Source organism: Aeromonas sp. A600620 (assembly GCF_029479985.1).
Taxonomy (GTDB): domain Bacteria; phylum Pseudomonadota; class Gammaproteobacteria; order Enterobacterales; family Aeromonadaceae; genus Aeromonas; species Aeromonas veronii_A.
The window spans coordinates 98,551-113,227 of record NZ_JAAKXB010000009.1; the positions used below are offsets into that span (position 1 = coordinate 98,551).

Below are 14,677 nucleotides of genomic sequence, written 5' to 3' on the forward strand. Positions count from 1 at the left end.
AATACCCCTCCCGGTCCGCAGTTCGGCCGGGAGGGTAGTGATGCCATCCATCCGGATGGGCCGCGCGAATGGATGCGCAGACGGTCAACCACTGAACAGGAGAACTGACACCGTGAATACAACCAGATTGCTAACCATAGCGCTGACCATGGGATTGGCGAATGCAGTCCAGGCAGCCCCTGTGCTCCATTTCTACAACTGGTCTGACTATATCGGCGAGACCACCCTCAGCGATTTCCAGCAGGAGACCGGGATCAAGACCGTCTATGACGTATTTGACTCCAACGAAACCCTGGAAGGCAAGTTGCTGACCGGACGGACCGGTTACGATCTGGTGGTGCCCTCAAATAATTTCCTCTCCAAGCAGATCAAGGCGGGGGCTTTCCAGAAGCTGGACAAGAGCTTGCTGCCCAATCTGGCCAACCTGGATCCCGTGCTGCTCAAGCAGCTCGAGAAGGTGGATCCGGGCCATCAGTACGCGGTGCCCTATCTGTGGGGAACCAACGGCATCGGCTACAACGTCGACAAAATCAAGGCGGTGCTGGGGGTCGACAAGATCGACTCCTGGGCGGCCATCTTCGAGCCGGAAAACATGGAGAAGCTCTCCCGTTGCGGCGTCGCCTTCCTCGACTCGGCAGACGAGATGATCCCGGCTGCCCTCAACTACCTTGGACTGAACCCCAACAGCCAGGACGCGGCCGATATCAAGCGCGCCGAGGCGCAGTTGCTCAAGGTGCGCCCCTATGTGGCCTACTTCCACTCCTCCAAATACATAGGTGATCTCGCCAACGGCGATATCTGTGTGGCAGCGGGCTTTTCCGGCGACATCTTGCAGGCGGCAGCCCGTGCCGACGAGGCCGGCAAGGGGGTGAAGATTGCCTACAGCATTCCTAAAGAGGGGGGCAATCTCTGGTTCGACATGATGGCGATCCCGTCTGATGCCACCAATGTCAAAGAGGCACATGCTCTCATCAACTATGTTCTGCAGCCCGAGGTGATCGCCAAGGTCAGCAATTATGTGGGCTATGCGAACCCCAATGCCAAGGCTGGCGAGTTCATGGATGAGACGGTGCGCAATGATGAGGGGGTTTATCCGCCTCAGGCTGTGCTGGAGCGGCTCTATGTGCAGGAGGCACATTCCCGCGCGGTACAGCGTCAAATCACCCGGAGTTGGAGCAAGATCAAGTCCGGTACCTGACCTTGGTGCCCGCTCTGGGGCGCCAAATCGCTTTTATGGATTGGCCGTGAGGCCAGTATCACGTTAGGGAGTTTGGTAATGGCGATAGCCTCCAGTGCCTACAAGAAAGCCCTTGAGGGCAGCCAGCAACGCAAAGAAGTGCTGGTAAAAATAGACAGGGTTAGCAAGCAGTTCGATGAAACCCTGGCGGTCGATAATGTTTCCCTGAATATTCACAAGGGGGAGATCTTCGCCCTGCTGGGAGGATCCGGTTCCGGTAAATCGACCTTGCTGCGGATGCTGGCCGGGTTCGAGCGCCCGACCGAAGGGCGTCTGTTCCTCGACGGGGTGGATATCACCGATATGCCCCCCTATGAACGCCCCATCAACATGATGTTCCAGTCCTACGCCCTGTTTCCCCATATGACGGTGGCACAGAATATTGCTTTCGGTCTCAAGCAGGATGGCCTGCCCAAGGCCGAGATCGACGCCCGTGTCGAAGAGATGCTCAAGCTGGTACAGATGACCCAGTATGCCCGTCGCAAGCCGCACCAGCTCTCCGGTGGCCAGCGCCAGCGGGTAGCGCTGGCCCGTTCGCTGGCGAAACGTCCCAAGTTGCTGCTGCTTGATGAGCCGATGGGGGCGCTCGACAAGAAGCTGCGCTCCAAGATGCAGCTGGAGCTGGTGGAGATCATCGAGCGGGTCGGGGTTACCTGTGTCATGGTGACCCACGATCAAGAAGAGGCCATGACCATGGCGGAGCGGATCGCCATCATGCATCACGGTTGTATCGAGCAGATCGGTAGCCCGATGGATATCTACGAAACCCCGGCCAGTCGGCTGGTGTGCGAGTTCATCGGCAACGTCAACCTGTTCGACGGCCTGCTGGTGGAGGATGAGCAGGACCACGCCATCATCGCCTGTGCCGATCTGGAGCAGCCCATCTATGTGGGCCACGGGATCAGCTCCCGTGCCGAGAACAAGAAGGTGACCTACGCCCTGCGGCCGGAGAAGCTGCTGATGAGCCTGCAAAAGCCGGCCGAAATCGAGCATCCGGACTTCAACTGGACCAAGGGCGAGGTCTATGACATCGCTTATCTGGGCGGACACTCGGTGTACCACATCCAGCTGCCCTCGGGCAAAATCGTTCAGGCTTTCATCGCCAATGCCGAACGCCACGGCAAGCGGCCAACCTGGGATGACCAGGTGTTCCTCTACTGGGAAGATGACAGCGGCGTGGTGCTGCAATCATGAAGATCTTGCAACGACTGAAGCGGGGCGGAGGGCGCCGGCTGGTGATCGGCATCCCCTTCTTCTGGCTGTTCCTCTTCTTCCTGCTGCCCTTTGTCATAGTGGTAAAGATCAGTTTTGCGGAAGCGGATGTGGCGATCCCGCCCTACACCGACGTGGTGAGCTGGGCCGACAATCAGCTCACCATCCTGCTCAATATGGGGAACTACCTGCTGCTGCAGGAGGATGAGCTCTATATCGCAGCCTATCTGGGCTCCCTCAAGATGGCCTTCGTCAGCACCCTGCTCTGCCTGTTGATTGGCTATCCGATGGCCTACTCCATCGCTCGGGCCAACAAGGAGACCCAGACCGTTCTGCTGTTGCTGATCATGATGCCGACCTGGACCGCCATTCTGATCCGGGTCTATGCGTGGATGGGGATCCTCAGTAACAACGGCCTGCTCAACAGCGTCTTGCTGGGGATCGGGCTGATTGACGAACCGCTGCAGATCCTCAATACCAACCTGGCGGTCTATATCGGCATCGTTTACTCCTATCTGCCCTTCATGGTGCTGCCGCTTTACGCCAATCTGGTCAAACACGATCAGAGCCTGCTGGAGGCGGCCTCCGACCTAGGGGCCCGCAACCTGACCCGTTTCTGGCAGATCACTGTGCCGCTCTCCAAAAACGGCATTATTGCCGGCTGCATGCTGGTGTTTATTCCGGTGGTGGGGGAGTTCGTTATTCCGGAAATGCTGGGCGGCCCGGAGACCCTGATGATCGGTAAGGTGCTATGGCAGGAGTTCTTCAACAACCGCGACTGGCCGGTCGCCTCTGCACTGGCGGTGGTGATGCTGGCGGTGCTGATCATTCCGATCATCCTCTTCAACCGTAACCAGGCCAAAGAGCTGGAGGGCAAGGCATGATGAGACGTTTCGGTTTTGCCAAGCTGATGCTCTGGCTTGGGCTGCTGTTTATCTACCTGCCCATGATCATCATGGTGATCTACTCCTTCAACGCCTCCAAGCTGGTGACGGTGTGGGGCGGTTGGTCGCTCAAGTGGTACTTCGGCCTGCTCGACAACAAGCAGCTGATTGGATCCGTGTTCCGCTCGCTGGAGATCGCTTTCTACACCGCGATCGCCGCGGTGGCGCTGGGGACGGTGGCGGCATTCGTGCTGACCCGAATTCCCCACTTCCGTGGTCGAACCCTGTTCGGTGGCATGGTGACGGCACCGCTGGTGATGCCCGAGGTGATCACCGGTCTGTCGCTGCTGCTGCTGTTCGTGGCGATGGCCCAGCTGGTGGGATGGCCCGCCGAGCGGGGCATGTTGACCATCTGGATCGCGCACACTACCTTCTGTACCGCCTACGTAGCCATCGTTGTGTCGGCGCGGTTGCGGGAGCTGGATCTCTCCATAGAGGAGGCGGCCATGGATCTTGGCGCCAAGCCGTGGAAGGTGTTCTTCCTGATCACCATCCCGATGATCGCCCCCTCGCTGGCAGCAGGCGGCATGATGTCGTTCGCCCTGTCGCTGGATGATCTGGTGCTGGCTAGCTTCGTCTCCGGCCCGGGCTCCACTACCTTGCCGATGGAGGTCTTCTCGGCGGTACGGCTCGGGGTGAAACCCGAGATCAACGCGGTAGCCAGCCTGATCCTGCTGTCGGTATCGCTCTTTACCTTCGGCAGCTGGTATCTGATGGCCAAGGCGGAGAAGCGCCGTCGCGCCGAGATCGCCATGAGCAACCAGATGCAGGCAGTCGCCTGACTCGTCAGATGATAAGATCCGCCTACTCTCGTCAATCCGGAGGATGAGTATGCGGATCTCCTTTTTCAGTGGTCGTGGCACCGAGCTGGTGCCCGGCCTCACCAGCGCCATTCACAAGCAACCGATCTCTGCACCAGTTCGCTGTACCTTTGCCGGTCTGGAAGGGGATGAGCAGTGTGACCTGCGCCACCACGGTGGCCCGGATCGGGCGCTCCACTACTATCCGGCCGATCACTATCTCTGGTGGCAGACCTGGCAAACCGCGCTGGGCTTGCCTGCGCCACGTACAGCCTGGCAACCTGCCGCCTTTGGCGAGAACCTCTCCGGTCTCGGGCTGACCGAGGCGCAAGCCTGCATCGGCGATGTCTATCGGCTCGGTGAGGCGCTGATCCAGATCAGCCAGCCGAGATCCCCCTGTTTCAAGCTCAACCAGCGCTTTGGCTATGGCCAGATGTCGCAGGTGATGCAACTGAATGGCCGTTGTGGCTGGCTGCTGCGGGTGCTGGAGGAGGGGATTGTGTCGCCGGAGTCGGCCATGGAGCTGGTAGACAGACCCTATCCCGAACTGACGGTGAAGCGCACGGCGGATATCCTGTTCAATCAGGTGCGCAACGAGGCGGATCTGCTGATGTTGCTGGAGAATCTGGCCCTCTCCCCCAACTGGCGCCAGCATGCAGCCGACTGGCTGGAGCATGGCACTGTGGCTGACTGGCAGCGCCGTCTGCTGGGACCGGCATCCCTGCGCCTGGCCTGATTGCCGGTTTCCGGAATGTCACCAGCTGGCTGCAGCCCGGTAAACAGATGAAAAGAGTGCTGAATAGTTGAGCAAATGGCACTTTTTTTCCTGGCAAATGCAAAAAAGACTTGTGTCGGGTCTGGGCTTTCGGTAAATTCCCGTCCCGCAGACATCGGTGTGTAGCGCAGCTTGGTAGCGCACTTCGTTCGGGACGAAGGGGTCGGAGGTTCGAATCCTCTCACACCGACCAAATTCAAAAAGGGCTTAGCTTCGGCTAGGCCCTTGTGCATTTCTGGCCTTCCAGTTCTGTGGGGCATTTTGATTTCCTGCCCTGTTTACTACATCTGCAATTGCTAGCTATTGACTCCTCATCAGTTGTTTCCCCCTTCTTGGAAACGTGTTAACTATTTCCTTCCATACAGATTGCCAGACTCGTTGTGGGCCTTAAATGAACAGCTGATTTTAATCTCTTTGAATATCAAGGTTCGACTGCAGGAAAAGGATGACCAGATATGCAAGGCCAGGAACGGCAATGCCAGGAATTTTACCAGACTCTCTTTGCTGGATATGCTCAGCAGCTTGCCCCATTCGCCGCACTTGATGAGTGCCTTCACGACTTTCTAGATCAACGCCCGAGCGGCAAATATACCGCGCGCAATCGTGCTGCTGGACTGGCTGCCGCGACCTTCTGGTGGGAGCCCGCCAACTTGGACGGTGCTCAACTGGCAAGCTTGGCACTGGGACGTATTTTGCATTCTGAGGATGCTATTAGCACTGCGCTGCTGGATCATCTGGCCGCTCGTCATCCAGATGTATTGCGTTGGGCGATTCGTTACTCGAAGCTGTTTACACGCAGCGATTCACCGCTCTGGCGGCATCTCCGAGACAATCTCGGTAGCGGAGATTGGTACGAATTTTTCGGCGTCTGTGATCGTCTACTTGAGCAACTTGAACCATTCGACGAAGCAATTGCACTGGCTGAGACCCACCTGAAGTCGCTTTCGTTACTAGAGCTGCTTTCCTATTTGAGCGTGATCGCATATGGGCAACTTGGCGCCTCTCAGGGTAAGGACAGTTCTGCGGAAGATTGGGATGTCTATGATCGGTTAATAGCGCGCAAGCTGTCGAATTGCTCTGAGTGTGATTTTCAGCTGACAGAGGAAGCTATTGGCCGCTCTATTAAGCGTCATTTGTCGCCAATCCTGTTTCCACAGTCAGGTTTGGGGCGAGAGAATGTTGCCAACCTCGGATCGGTCGCCTTGCTTACTGTCGCCATGCGTGAGCGAATCGACTACGAGAATTCCATCAATTGGTTCTGTTTTGACCATGATTGTGGTTACCAGCTCAAACCGGGACAACCGGTCATATTCAACAAAACAGATACGGGCTCACAGCGCTGGCAGCGTACCGGGCGCAAAAGCAAGTTGCTTTGGCACTACTGGATGTACCGTGCAATTGACCAATTCGCAGCTTCGGATATGGCTGGCAAAATCATCGGGAGACCGGAAAACCACGAATCGAATCAGCTAGCTTACATAAAAACCATCCGCAGTCAGCTTTACCTGCAGACGATATTCGGCCTGGGTGAGCGCGTCAGACTGAACGACGGAGCGGAGGTAATCCTGCACCACGCGATATTAGCCAGTGAGCTGACGACAGTGTTTTTTGAGCAGGCGTTTCTTCAGCCTTTTCTTCGCTATATGGGCGACTCCGGTGTAGCAGCAAAAGCACTTGGTCAATTAGCTTTGGAAGGGCTTGTACAAGGCGAGAATCGCTTTCCCATCACTTGGTCGGAACCGAAAGATAAGATCCGTCGTATCTGTGGTTGGACCGTCAGCCCCGAACATCCCAAGGGCGACCCCGAAGCGGCCGAGGCCATCCTGAAGTTCTGGACCAGTGACCTGCAGGCACTGTCCGTGCAGATGAGGCTGACACCTAACATGCCATTTCCACGTCTGTACGAGCGGCCGTTCTACAAGATTGGCTGCTACAGCTTTCAGTTCCCCTGGGTTGCCGGTCAACAGAACAATCTGACCGCTGCGGTGAATAACCTGCGACGTGTTGAGCAACGCAGGCCTGCTTTGCGCAGCGAAACGGAACGTATTGAACATACCCTTGCCGAAGCACTAAGGCAGAGGGGGTTTCGCGTTGTCGTGGGCTACCAACCACCATTGAGTGATGAGCGTGATGCTGGTGAAGTGGACCTGATCTGTCACTTGGATGGGGTAGTGTTGCTGCTGGAGGTCAAGTCGGGCTTCATCCGTTCAACTCGTCATGAAGTCTGGCTGCATCGAACCAATACCCTGCGCAAGGCGGCAAGGCAGTTAAAGCGCAAGCAACCGGTTGTGCTTCAAGCCCTGCAAAATGACCAAGGGTTGCGTTCAGCTCTATTGCTGAGTGATTTCAATCCTCTGCCAGCTTTGCATGCTTGGGTTGTAGATACTTCGATTGAATTTGATGGTGAGGTCATCGATGGTTTTCACGTCGTCTCCCGCGAGATCATGGAGATCGCTTTGCGCGATGAACCGCATTATCTGCGCGCGTTTGAACAGATGGGCGATGCTGAGGTTGGGAATGAGGAAGAGACACTGTATGCCGACGGATTCAGTGCACAAGCTCTTGTTAGGTTGATCGAGTCCGATGGGGTCTGGCGTGATGTGCTGTAGAACGTGACAAGTAGGTTTGCGGGATTCATGAGGTGTGGGGCGCCACATTATGGCTATCTGCTTGGCAATAAAGCAGTAGCCGTGGGCATTAAAAGGGCCACCGCTCGGTGGCCCATCGGTGGAGTCTGATCCTGACTCCGGCACTCTAGATTGTGGCAATCTCGCTATGGGTCTTGTCTATGGTGCCCTCCTTGCGCGCTAGGCGTTTTCAGATATGCCAGTGCTGATGCCGCAAAGCCTTCAAGCTGTGTTGAGGTTGCAAGGCCGCGTGCTTGGGGTACTCACAAATGAAATGTTCGATTCCCTCCATCAGTTGTTCACGTAGTGACATCACGGGCTCATGCCAGGCTTGCAGGCATAAATGGCCGGGGATCAACTGCTCCTGATAATCTTCCAGCAGCTGTTCTGGCCAGGGTTCAATACCGGAATTGCGTTGCAGCAAATAGTGGGCGGCGGGTTCACGGGCATAAATGAACTGAATTTGGGCCAGATCGCGTTGGCATAGCGTTTGACTGTTGATATGACAGGTCAAATATTTTCCCGTTTTCAGATCCAGAAAGTGACCGCGTTGCCGACAGGGAACGATGCGATACCAAGGCAGGGGTGAGGAGAGAGAATACCCCTCAAGCTCCTGTTCCAACCAGTGGCGACACTCGGGTGTCTGCACCTCGTCGAGCATGGACTCGAGCTGTGTCAACAAGGCTCTGGATGGTTTGATGGCCAGTTTCGCACTCATCGCCTGCAATCCTCCCTCTGCACACAATCCCGACTCTCAGTATGGACCTTGTTCGGCTAGAGGGGGTAAGGAATCTAATGATTAAAAGTGGATTAGCCGCGTGGTTTTTATGCACTAACTTGGTTCAACCCACCAGATAGGTACCGGTGCCGAAGGCGATGTGGGTGCCCTCTTCGTTGTGCAGCTCCATCCGGGCGACGGCCACCTTGCTGCCAGCCCGGATGATGTGGGCGGTGGCGATAAACTCGTTGCCGCGCCCTGGGCGCAGGTAATCCACCCGCAGATCTATGGTGCCGAGGCGGGCGAAGCGCTCCTTGAGATAGCTGGGGGAGAACTCCTCCAGCTCGTCGATGCAGGAGGCGGCGACGATCATACCGCCTGCCACATCCAGCAGCGTGGCGGTGACGCCGCCATGCAGGATGTTGTGGAAAGGGTTGCCGATCAGCTTCTCATCCATCTTGATGCGCAGCTCCACCTTGTCGAAGTCGTAGTGGGTCACCTGCATGCCAATCAGCTTGTTGAAGGGCATCTTCTCGGCAAACAGGTTGGCAATGCCACTGAGCGCCATCTTCTTGAGCATCTGTTTCATTCTCTGATCCCAATCCTTGTCATCAAAGCCGAGTAAAAACTCCAGCCAGTCTGCAACAGTTCATTAACAGTCGCAATGGCAGGTTTATTGTGGGCGGCGGCTGCTTTAGAATGGCGACCCCAAAGGAGAGCCCATGACCGCGATTGCCGAAACCCTGCCAGATCCTCAGCCAGAGAGTCCGCTTGCCCTGCTGCAGGCAGTCTTCGGCTATCAGCAGTTTCGGCCGGGTCAGCTCGAGATCATCGAGCAGATCGTCGCGGGGCGCGATGCGCTGGTGCTCAAGCCCACCGGTGGCGGCAAGTCGCTCTGCTACCAGATCCCGGCACTGCTGCGGCCCGGGCTCGGTGTGGTGGTCTCTCCCCTTATTTCGCTGATGAAGGATCAGGTCGACAGCCTGCGCGCCAACGGCGTAGCGGCGGTCTACATCAACTCGGCCCTCAGTCGGGAGGAGATGATCCAGAACTTCGCCGCCATGCGCCGCGGCGAGATCAAGTTGGTCTATGTCTCCCCCGAGCGCTTGCTGCAGCACGAGTTTATGGATCGGCTGGCCGAGCTGCCGCTCGGGCTGTTCGCCATCGACGAGGCGCACTGTGTCTCCCAGTGGGGCCACGATTTCCGGCCTGAGTATGCGGCACTGGGGCGACTCAAGCAGTGGTTCCCGCAGGTGCCGGTGGTAGCGCTTACCGCCACCGCCGACGAGGCGACCCGCAGCGACATGCTGCACCGCCTAGAGCTGAACGATCCCTTCATCCACACCGCCAGCTTCGATCGTCCCAATATCCGCTACAGCCTGGTGGAGAAGTTCAAGGCGGCTGAGCAGCTGCTGCGCTACGTGCAGAGCCAGAAGGGCAACTGCGGCATCGTCTACTGCTCCAGTCGCAACCGGGTGGAGGAGGTGGCCGAGCGGTTATCCCGCCACGGCTGCAAGGCGGCGCCCTATCATGCGGGGCTGCCGCTCGAGCTGCGCCAGCAGACCCAGGATGCCTTCCTCAAGGATGACATCGAGATAGTGGTGGCGACGGTGGCGTTCGGTATGGGTATCGACAAGCCCAACGTACGCTTCGTGGTGCACTACGACATTCCGAAGAACATCGAATCCTACTATCAGGAGACCGGTCGCGCCGGGCGCGATGGCACTCCCGCCGAGGCGCTGCTGCTCTACGATCCTGCCGACATCGGTCGGGTGCGCCGCCTGCTCGACAACATCGAGAACCCGCAGCAGCTGCAGGTGGAGCAGTACAAGCTCAACGTGATGGCCGCTTTTGCCGAGGCGCAGACCTGCCGCCGTCAGGTGCTGCTCAACTACTTCGGCGAGTACAACGACAAGCCGTGCGGCAACTGCGATATCTGCCTCGATCCGCCCAAAAGTTATGACGGCACCGAAGATGCCCAGAAGGCGCTCTCCTGCGTCTGGCGGGTGGGGCAGAATTTCGGGGTGGGTTATGTGGTGGAGGTGCTGCGCGGGTCGCTGAACCAGCGCATCAAGGATCATGGCCACGACAAGCTCTCGACCTACGGTATCGGCAAGGATCAGAGCCACGAATACTGGATGAGCGTGATCCGCCAGCTGATCCACAAGGGGCTGCTGACCCAGAACATCACCCGCAATCTGGTGCTGCAGCTGACCGAAGCGGCTCGCCCCGTGCTGCGTGGCGAGGTGAAGCTGGAACTGGCGGTACCCCGCCTGCAGCCTATCTCCAGCCGCAAGGAGAAGCGCAACGGTCTGCTCGACAATGCCAACTATGACAAGCGGTTGTTCAAGGAGCTGCGCGGCCTGCGCAAGCAGATTGCCGAGGATGAGGAGGTGCCGCCCTACGTGGTGTTCAACGATGCGACCCTGGTGGAGATGGCTCAGCTGATGCCGATGACCGAAGACGAGATGCTGGCCATCAACGGCGTCGGTCACCGCAAGTTGGAGCGCTTCGGCGAAGCCTTTATGGATCTGATCATCGACTACTGCCGGCGGTAGGGTCGATTAGGCAGCCTAATCGACCACGGTAAGCGCGGCTCGGAAGAACCAAGGGTTAGACGCGAGGTTATTTCAGGCTGGCGTAGAAGGCCGCCAGATTGTCGATATCCGCATCGGTCAGCGGCGCCATGAAGGGGTCCATCAAGGGCTCTTTGCGAGTGCCATCCTTGAACGCTTTCAACTGTTTCACCAGATAGGCGGCATTCTGACCCGCCAGATGGGGATAGTTGGGGATCATCGCCTTGCCTTCCACGCCGTGACAGGCGGCACAGACCGCCGCTTTGGCTTTGCCGGCTTCAATATCGGCAGCCTTGGCCTGATGACCCCACGCCAGTGCCAGCAAGGGCATGGCATATACCCATTTTTGCATCTTCTTCTCCTTGAATTGAAAAATGATGGTTGCCAGTGAGCGCAAGCATGGCTGACGGCAGTATAAAGAGTGACACGAGCATACGCAGGGACGAATGGCACAACCATGAAGTTGATCAACACTTTTGCGACCGAGTTGCCTTGGGCCTGTGAACCCGTGGTCCCCCAGCCGCTGCAGCAACCCCGGTTGCTTCATCTCAACCGGGCTTTACTGGATGAGTTGGGGCTGGGAGGCGTCAGTGAGGCTGACTGGATCGCCTGTTGTGGCGAGGGAAAAGTGCTGCCCGGTATGCAGCCGGTAGCGCAGGTCTATGCCGGCCATCAGTTCGGGGGTTATAGCCCCCGGCTTGGGGATGGCCGCGCGCTGCTATTGGGTGAGCAGCAGGCGCCGGATGGCCAGCGCTGGGATCTGCACCTGAAGGGGGCAGGAAAGACGCCGTTTTCCCGTTTTGGTGACGGTCGCGCCGTGCTGCGCTCCAGCATCCGAGAATATCTCGCCTCCGAGGCGCTCCATGCCCTCGGCATCCCGACCACCCGGGCGCTGGTATTGGTGGGGAGTCAGGAGCCCGTTTATCGCGAGCAGGTTGAGACCGGGGCGACCGTGCTGCGCACCGCCCCCAGCCATCTGCGCTTCGGCCATATCGAGTATTTCGCCTGGAGCGGGCAGGGGGAGAAGATCCCGCCACTCATCGACTATCTGCTGCGCCACCACTTCCCCGAACTGGAGAGTGGTGCCGAACTGTTTGCCGAGGTAGTGCGCCGCACCGCGCGGTTGATTGCCAAATGGCAGGCTGCGGGCTTCTGTCACGGGGTAATGAATACCGACAACATGTCGCTGCTCGGCCTGACGCTGGATTATGGCCCCTACGGCTTTATCGATGCCTACGTGCCCGATTTTGTCTGCAATCACTCGGATCCGGCGGGTCGTTACGCACTGGATCAGCAGCCCGCGGTCGGTTATTGGAATCTGCAAAAACTGGCGCAGGCGCTGGCTGGCCATGTAAACGGTGATGCGCTGGCTGCAGCGTTGGCCCAGTACGAGCAGCAGCTGATGTTGCACTACTCCGAGTTGATGCGGGCCAAGCTCGGACTGGCGGTGTGGGAGGAGGATGACCCGGCGCTGTTCCGCGAGCTGTTCCGGTTGCTGGCGGCCCACGAGGTGGATTACCACCTGTTCCTTCGCCGTCTCGGTGAGGTGACGCAAGAGGGGTCGTGGCCTGCATCTCTGCTGGCCCTGTTGCCTGAACCACTGGGTTGGCAGGCGTGGCTGGAGCGCTATCGGGCGCGGCTAATGCGCGAAGGCAGCGAGGATGCCGTGCGCAAGGTGCAGATGGATGCCATCAACCCCAAGTATGTGCTGCGCAATACGCTGGCCCAGCAGGTGATCGACGCCGCCGACACAGGGGATATGCGGCCGTTCGAGCGGCTGTTCGCCGCCTTGCACCGTCCCTTTGATGAACAACCCGAATATGAGGATCTCGCCACCCCGACTCCGGCATGGTATTGCGGTGGTGAGCTCTCCTGCAGTAGCTGAGAGACACGGAATGAGTTGGCAAATCAAACAGGTAGATAGCGAAGCTGGCGTGGTGACGCTGGATTGCCCAGCACTCGACTGGGACACGTTTCCGCTGTTGGCGCAGGTCTTGCTGCGAGAGTGGGAGCTGCAGCCGCTCGAGCAGGATGCGGGGGCTGACCGCCATAGCTGGTTGCTGGAGTTTGAAGGGAGCCAGTTTCGGCTGGAGTACGAACACTACAGCGGCTGCTGGCTGGAGGCGGTGTGCCCGGCGGATCGGGAGGCGCTGCTCTGGCTCGCCAGACAGCACAAGGAGTGATTATCGCCTGCCAGGCCAACTTTGCCGCTGGCCAACTTGGGTGAGCCTAATCGCATAAAGATTGAACTATCGGTTTTGGGGCGTATAATCTCGCCCCTCGATTATCGCCAATGGTGGCGATATGGGTTCCCTAACCCCATTAACCAAAAAGGTCACAAGATGAATCTGACCCCTGCGCAGTACCAAACGGCGCTCGTTCGCCTGTCGTTGTTCCACATTCTGATCATTGCCAGCAGCAACTATCTGGTGCAGCTGCCGATCACCGTGTTTGGCTTCCATACCACCTGGGGGGCGTTCAGCTTCCCGTTTATCTTCCTGGCGACCGACCTGACAGTGCGGATCTTCGGTGCCGGTCTGGCGCGCAAGATTATCCAGACCGTGATGTTGCCAGCACTGGCGGTCTCCTATGCGCTCTCCGTACTCTTCTTTGAAGGGAGCTTCCAGGGCGTTGGTCATCTGGCCGAGTTCAACCTGTTCGTGGCGCGTATCGCGCTGGCCAGCTTTATGGCCTATCTGGTGGGGCAGTTCATGGATGTGGTGGTGTTCAACCGCCTGCGTCTGCTCAAGCAGTGGTGGATTGCACCTGCGGCCTCCACCCTGTTCGGTAATCTGGTTGATACCATCGCTTTCTTCAGTGTGGCCTTCTGGCGCACCACAGATCCTTTCATGGCAGAGCACTGGGTCGAGATCGCAACCGTCGATTACGTATTCAAGTTGCTGATAAGCCTTGGTTTGTTCGTGCCGCTCTACGGTGTCTTGCTGCGCTACCTCAGCCGCAAGCTGGTGGGCGAGGCCGGATTATCCAGCCTGCAAACGGCCACCCGGCAAGCCTGACGAGATTGACCACCCTTCGCGGTGGTCAATTTTTTTGCACTTTCTGCAAATAGCGCTTGCCTAGTTAAATGAGAATGATTATTGTTAACTTGTTTTCCGGGAAAGACTTCATTCGTTCCAACGTGATGGACTTCTTGTGAAGGCACGACATTGCTCACATTGCTTCCAGTTAAGGGCCAGTTTATCTGGCCCTCTTTTTTTGTCATTTTTCAGCAAGTTGCAGGCATAAAAAACGGGAGCCAAGGCTCCCGTCGTCACGCTGTCTGTGGCTTACTCGATATCGAGAGCCTCGGGGGAGAGGATCACCCCTGTGGTATCGGCGTAGAGGTGGTCGTCAGGCAGGAAGGTCACGCCACCGAAGTTGACCGGCAGATCGGTCTCCCCTACATCCTTGCTGTCGGCACCGACCGGAATGGCTGCCAGTGCCTGAATGCCGATGTCCAGATCTTCCAGAATATCGACTTCGCGGACGCAGCCGTAGCAGACAATCCCTTCCCAATCGTTCTCGGCCGCCGTGGTGGCGATGTCGCTGTCGATCAGAGCTCGGCGCATGGAGCCACCGCCATCGATCAGCAAGACGCGTCCCAGCCCATTCTCTTTGACGAGTTCACGGATAAGACCATTCGATTCGAAGCATTTGACGGTGGTGATGACGCCGCCGAAAGAGGCGCGGCCGCCGAAGGAGCAGAGCATGGGTTCAAGCACATCCACCATGTCCTGATAGATGTCGCACAGTTCAGAAGTATTGTATTCCATAGTGTCAAATCCACG

14 protein-coding genes and 1 tRNA gene are annotated in these 14,677 nt (G+C 57.9%); 11 read left to right on the plus strand and 4 right to left on the minus strand.

Annotated features, from left to right (window positions below):
* Nucleotides 1–112: 112 nt before the first annotated feature.
* The 7 genes from G5533_RS12745 to G5533_RS12775 all read left to right on the plus strand — a co-directional run bounded on the left by G5533_RS12745 (nucleotide 113) and on the right by G5533_RS12775 (nucleotide 7,577).
* Nucleotides 113–1,198 (plus strand): polyamine ABC transporter substrate-binding protein, encoded by a 1,086-nt coding sequence (locus G5533_RS12745; protein ID WP_201937656.1) that lies wholly within the window; start codon nucleotides 113–115, stop codon nucleotides 1,196–1,198.
* 78 nt (nucleotides 1,199–1,276) lie between these two features.
* Nucleotides 1,277–2,431, plus strand: coding sequence for a polyamine ABC transporter ATP-binding protein (gene potA, locus G5533_RS12750; protein WP_216952652.1), 1,155 nt, complete (start codon nucleotides 1,277–1,279; stop codon nucleotides 2,429–2,431).
* Nucleotides 2,428–3,333 carry an ABC transporter permease subunit gene (locus tag G5533_RS12755; protein ID WP_216952653.1) on the plus strand — a complete coding sequence of 302 codons (906 nt, stop codon included), beginning with the start codon at nucleotides 2,428–2,430 and terminating at the stop codon, nucleotides 3,331–3,333. The genes potA and G5533_RS12755 overlap by 4 nt, the downstream gene beginning before the upstream one ends.
* Nucleotides 3,330–4,175 (plus strand): ABC transporter permease subunit, encoded by an 846-nt coding sequence (locus G5533_RS12760; RefSeq protein WP_374995764.1) that lies wholly within the window; start codon nucleotides 3,330–3,332, stop codon nucleotides 4,173–4,175. Before G5533_RS12755 ends, G5533_RS12760 begins: the two co-directional genes overlap by 4 nt.
* A gap of 49 nt (nucleotides 4,176–4,224) precedes the next feature.
* The gene (locus G5533_RS12765; RefSeq protein WP_421252512.1) at nucleotides 4,225–4,929 is read left to right on the plus strand and encodes an MOSC domain-containing protein; all 705 of its coding nucleotides are present in this window, start codon (nucleotides 4,225–4,227) and stop codon (nucleotides 4,927–4,929) included.
* A gap of 155 nt (nucleotides 4,930–5,084) precedes the next feature.
* Nucleotides 5,085–5,161, plus strand: a tRNA-Pro gene (locus G5533_RS12770).
* Between the two features lie 262 nt (nucleotides 5,162–5,423).
* On the plus strand, nucleotides 5,424–7,577 hold the full coding sequence (locus G5533_RS12775; RefSeq protein WP_421206252.1) for a nuclease-related domain-containing protein: 2,154 nt from the start codon (nucleotides 5,424–5,426) through the stop codon (nucleotides 7,575–7,577).
* Nucleotides 7,578–7,785: 208 nt separating this feature from the next.
* On the opposite strand, the gene G5533_RS12780 is transcribed toward G5533_RS12775, so the two are convergent.
* Nucleotides 7,786–8,313: an AbiTii domain-containing protein gene (locus G5533_RS12780; protein WP_005342628.1), complete on the minus strand. Its 528-nt coding sequence runs from the start codon at nucleotides 8,311–8,313 to the stop codon at nucleotides 7,786–7,788.
* Nucleotides 8,314–8,437: 124 nt separating this feature from the next.
* Nucleotides 8,438–8,902 carry a thioesterase family protein gene (locus tag G5533_RS12785; protein WP_005355465.1) on the minus strand — a complete coding sequence of 155 codons (465 nt, stop codon included), beginning with the start codon at nucleotides 8,900–8,902 and terminating at the stop codon, nucleotides 8,438–8,440.
* Nucleotides 8,903–9,035: 133 nt separating this feature from the next.
* Between G5533_RS12785 and recQ the strand changes: the two genes are divergently transcribed.
* Nucleotides 9,036–10,871, plus strand: a complete 1,836-nt coding sequence (recQ, locus tag G5533_RS12790) for an ATP-dependent DNA helicase RecQ (protein ID WP_216949968.1) — start codon at nucleotides 9,036–9,038, stop codon at nucleotides 10,869–10,871.
* A gap of 67 nt (nucleotides 10,872–10,938) precedes the next feature.
* Here the strand turns inward: recQ and G5533_RS12795 are convergent, their stop codons facing one another.
* Nucleotides 10,939–11,241 (minus strand): c-type cytochrome, encoded by a 303-nt coding sequence (locus tag G5533_RS12795; RefSeq protein WP_236342032.1) that lies wholly within the window; start codon nucleotides 11,239–11,241, stop codon nucleotides 10,939–10,941.
* 105 nt (nucleotides 11,242–11,346) lie between these two features.
* On the opposite strand from G5533_RS12795, the gene G5533_RS12800 reads away from it, so the two are divergent.
* From G5533_RS12800 to G5533_RS12810, 3 genes are all read left to right on the plus strand, one after another.
* Nucleotides 11,347–12,774 (plus strand): protein adenylyltransferase SelO, encoded by a 1,428-nt coding sequence (locus G5533_RS12800; protein ID WP_421255350.1) that lies wholly within the window; start codon nucleotides 11,347–11,349, stop codon nucleotides 12,772–12,774.
* A 10-nt stretch (nucleotides 12,775–12,784) separates the two neighbouring features.
* Nucleotides 12,785–13,072 (plus strand): DUF3630 family protein, encoded by a 288-nt coding sequence (locus G5533_RS12805; RefSeq protein ID WP_441254875.1) that lies wholly within the window; start codon nucleotides 12,785–12,787, stop codon nucleotides 13,070–13,072.
* A 159-nt stretch (nucleotides 13,073–13,231) separates the two neighbouring features.
* The gene (locus tag G5533_RS12810) at nucleotides 13,232–13,906 is read left to right on the plus strand and encodes a 7-cyano-7-deazaguanine/7-aminomethyl-7-deazaguanine transporter (RefSeq protein ID WP_005340680.1); all 675 of its coding nucleotides are present in this window, start codon (nucleotides 13,232–13,234) and stop codon (nucleotides 13,904–13,906) included.
* A 270-nt stretch (nucleotides 13,907–14,176) separates the two neighbouring features.
* Here the strand turns inward: G5533_RS12810 and rraA are convergent, their stop codons facing one another.
* Complete coding sequence (gene rraA / locus G5533_RS12815) at nucleotides 14,177–14,662, minus strand: ribonuclease E activity regulator RraA (protein WP_005340678.1); 486 nt, start codon at nucleotides 14,660–14,662, stop codon at nucleotides 14,177–14,179.
* Between the last annotated feature and the right edge of the window lie 15 nt (nucleotides 14,663–14,677).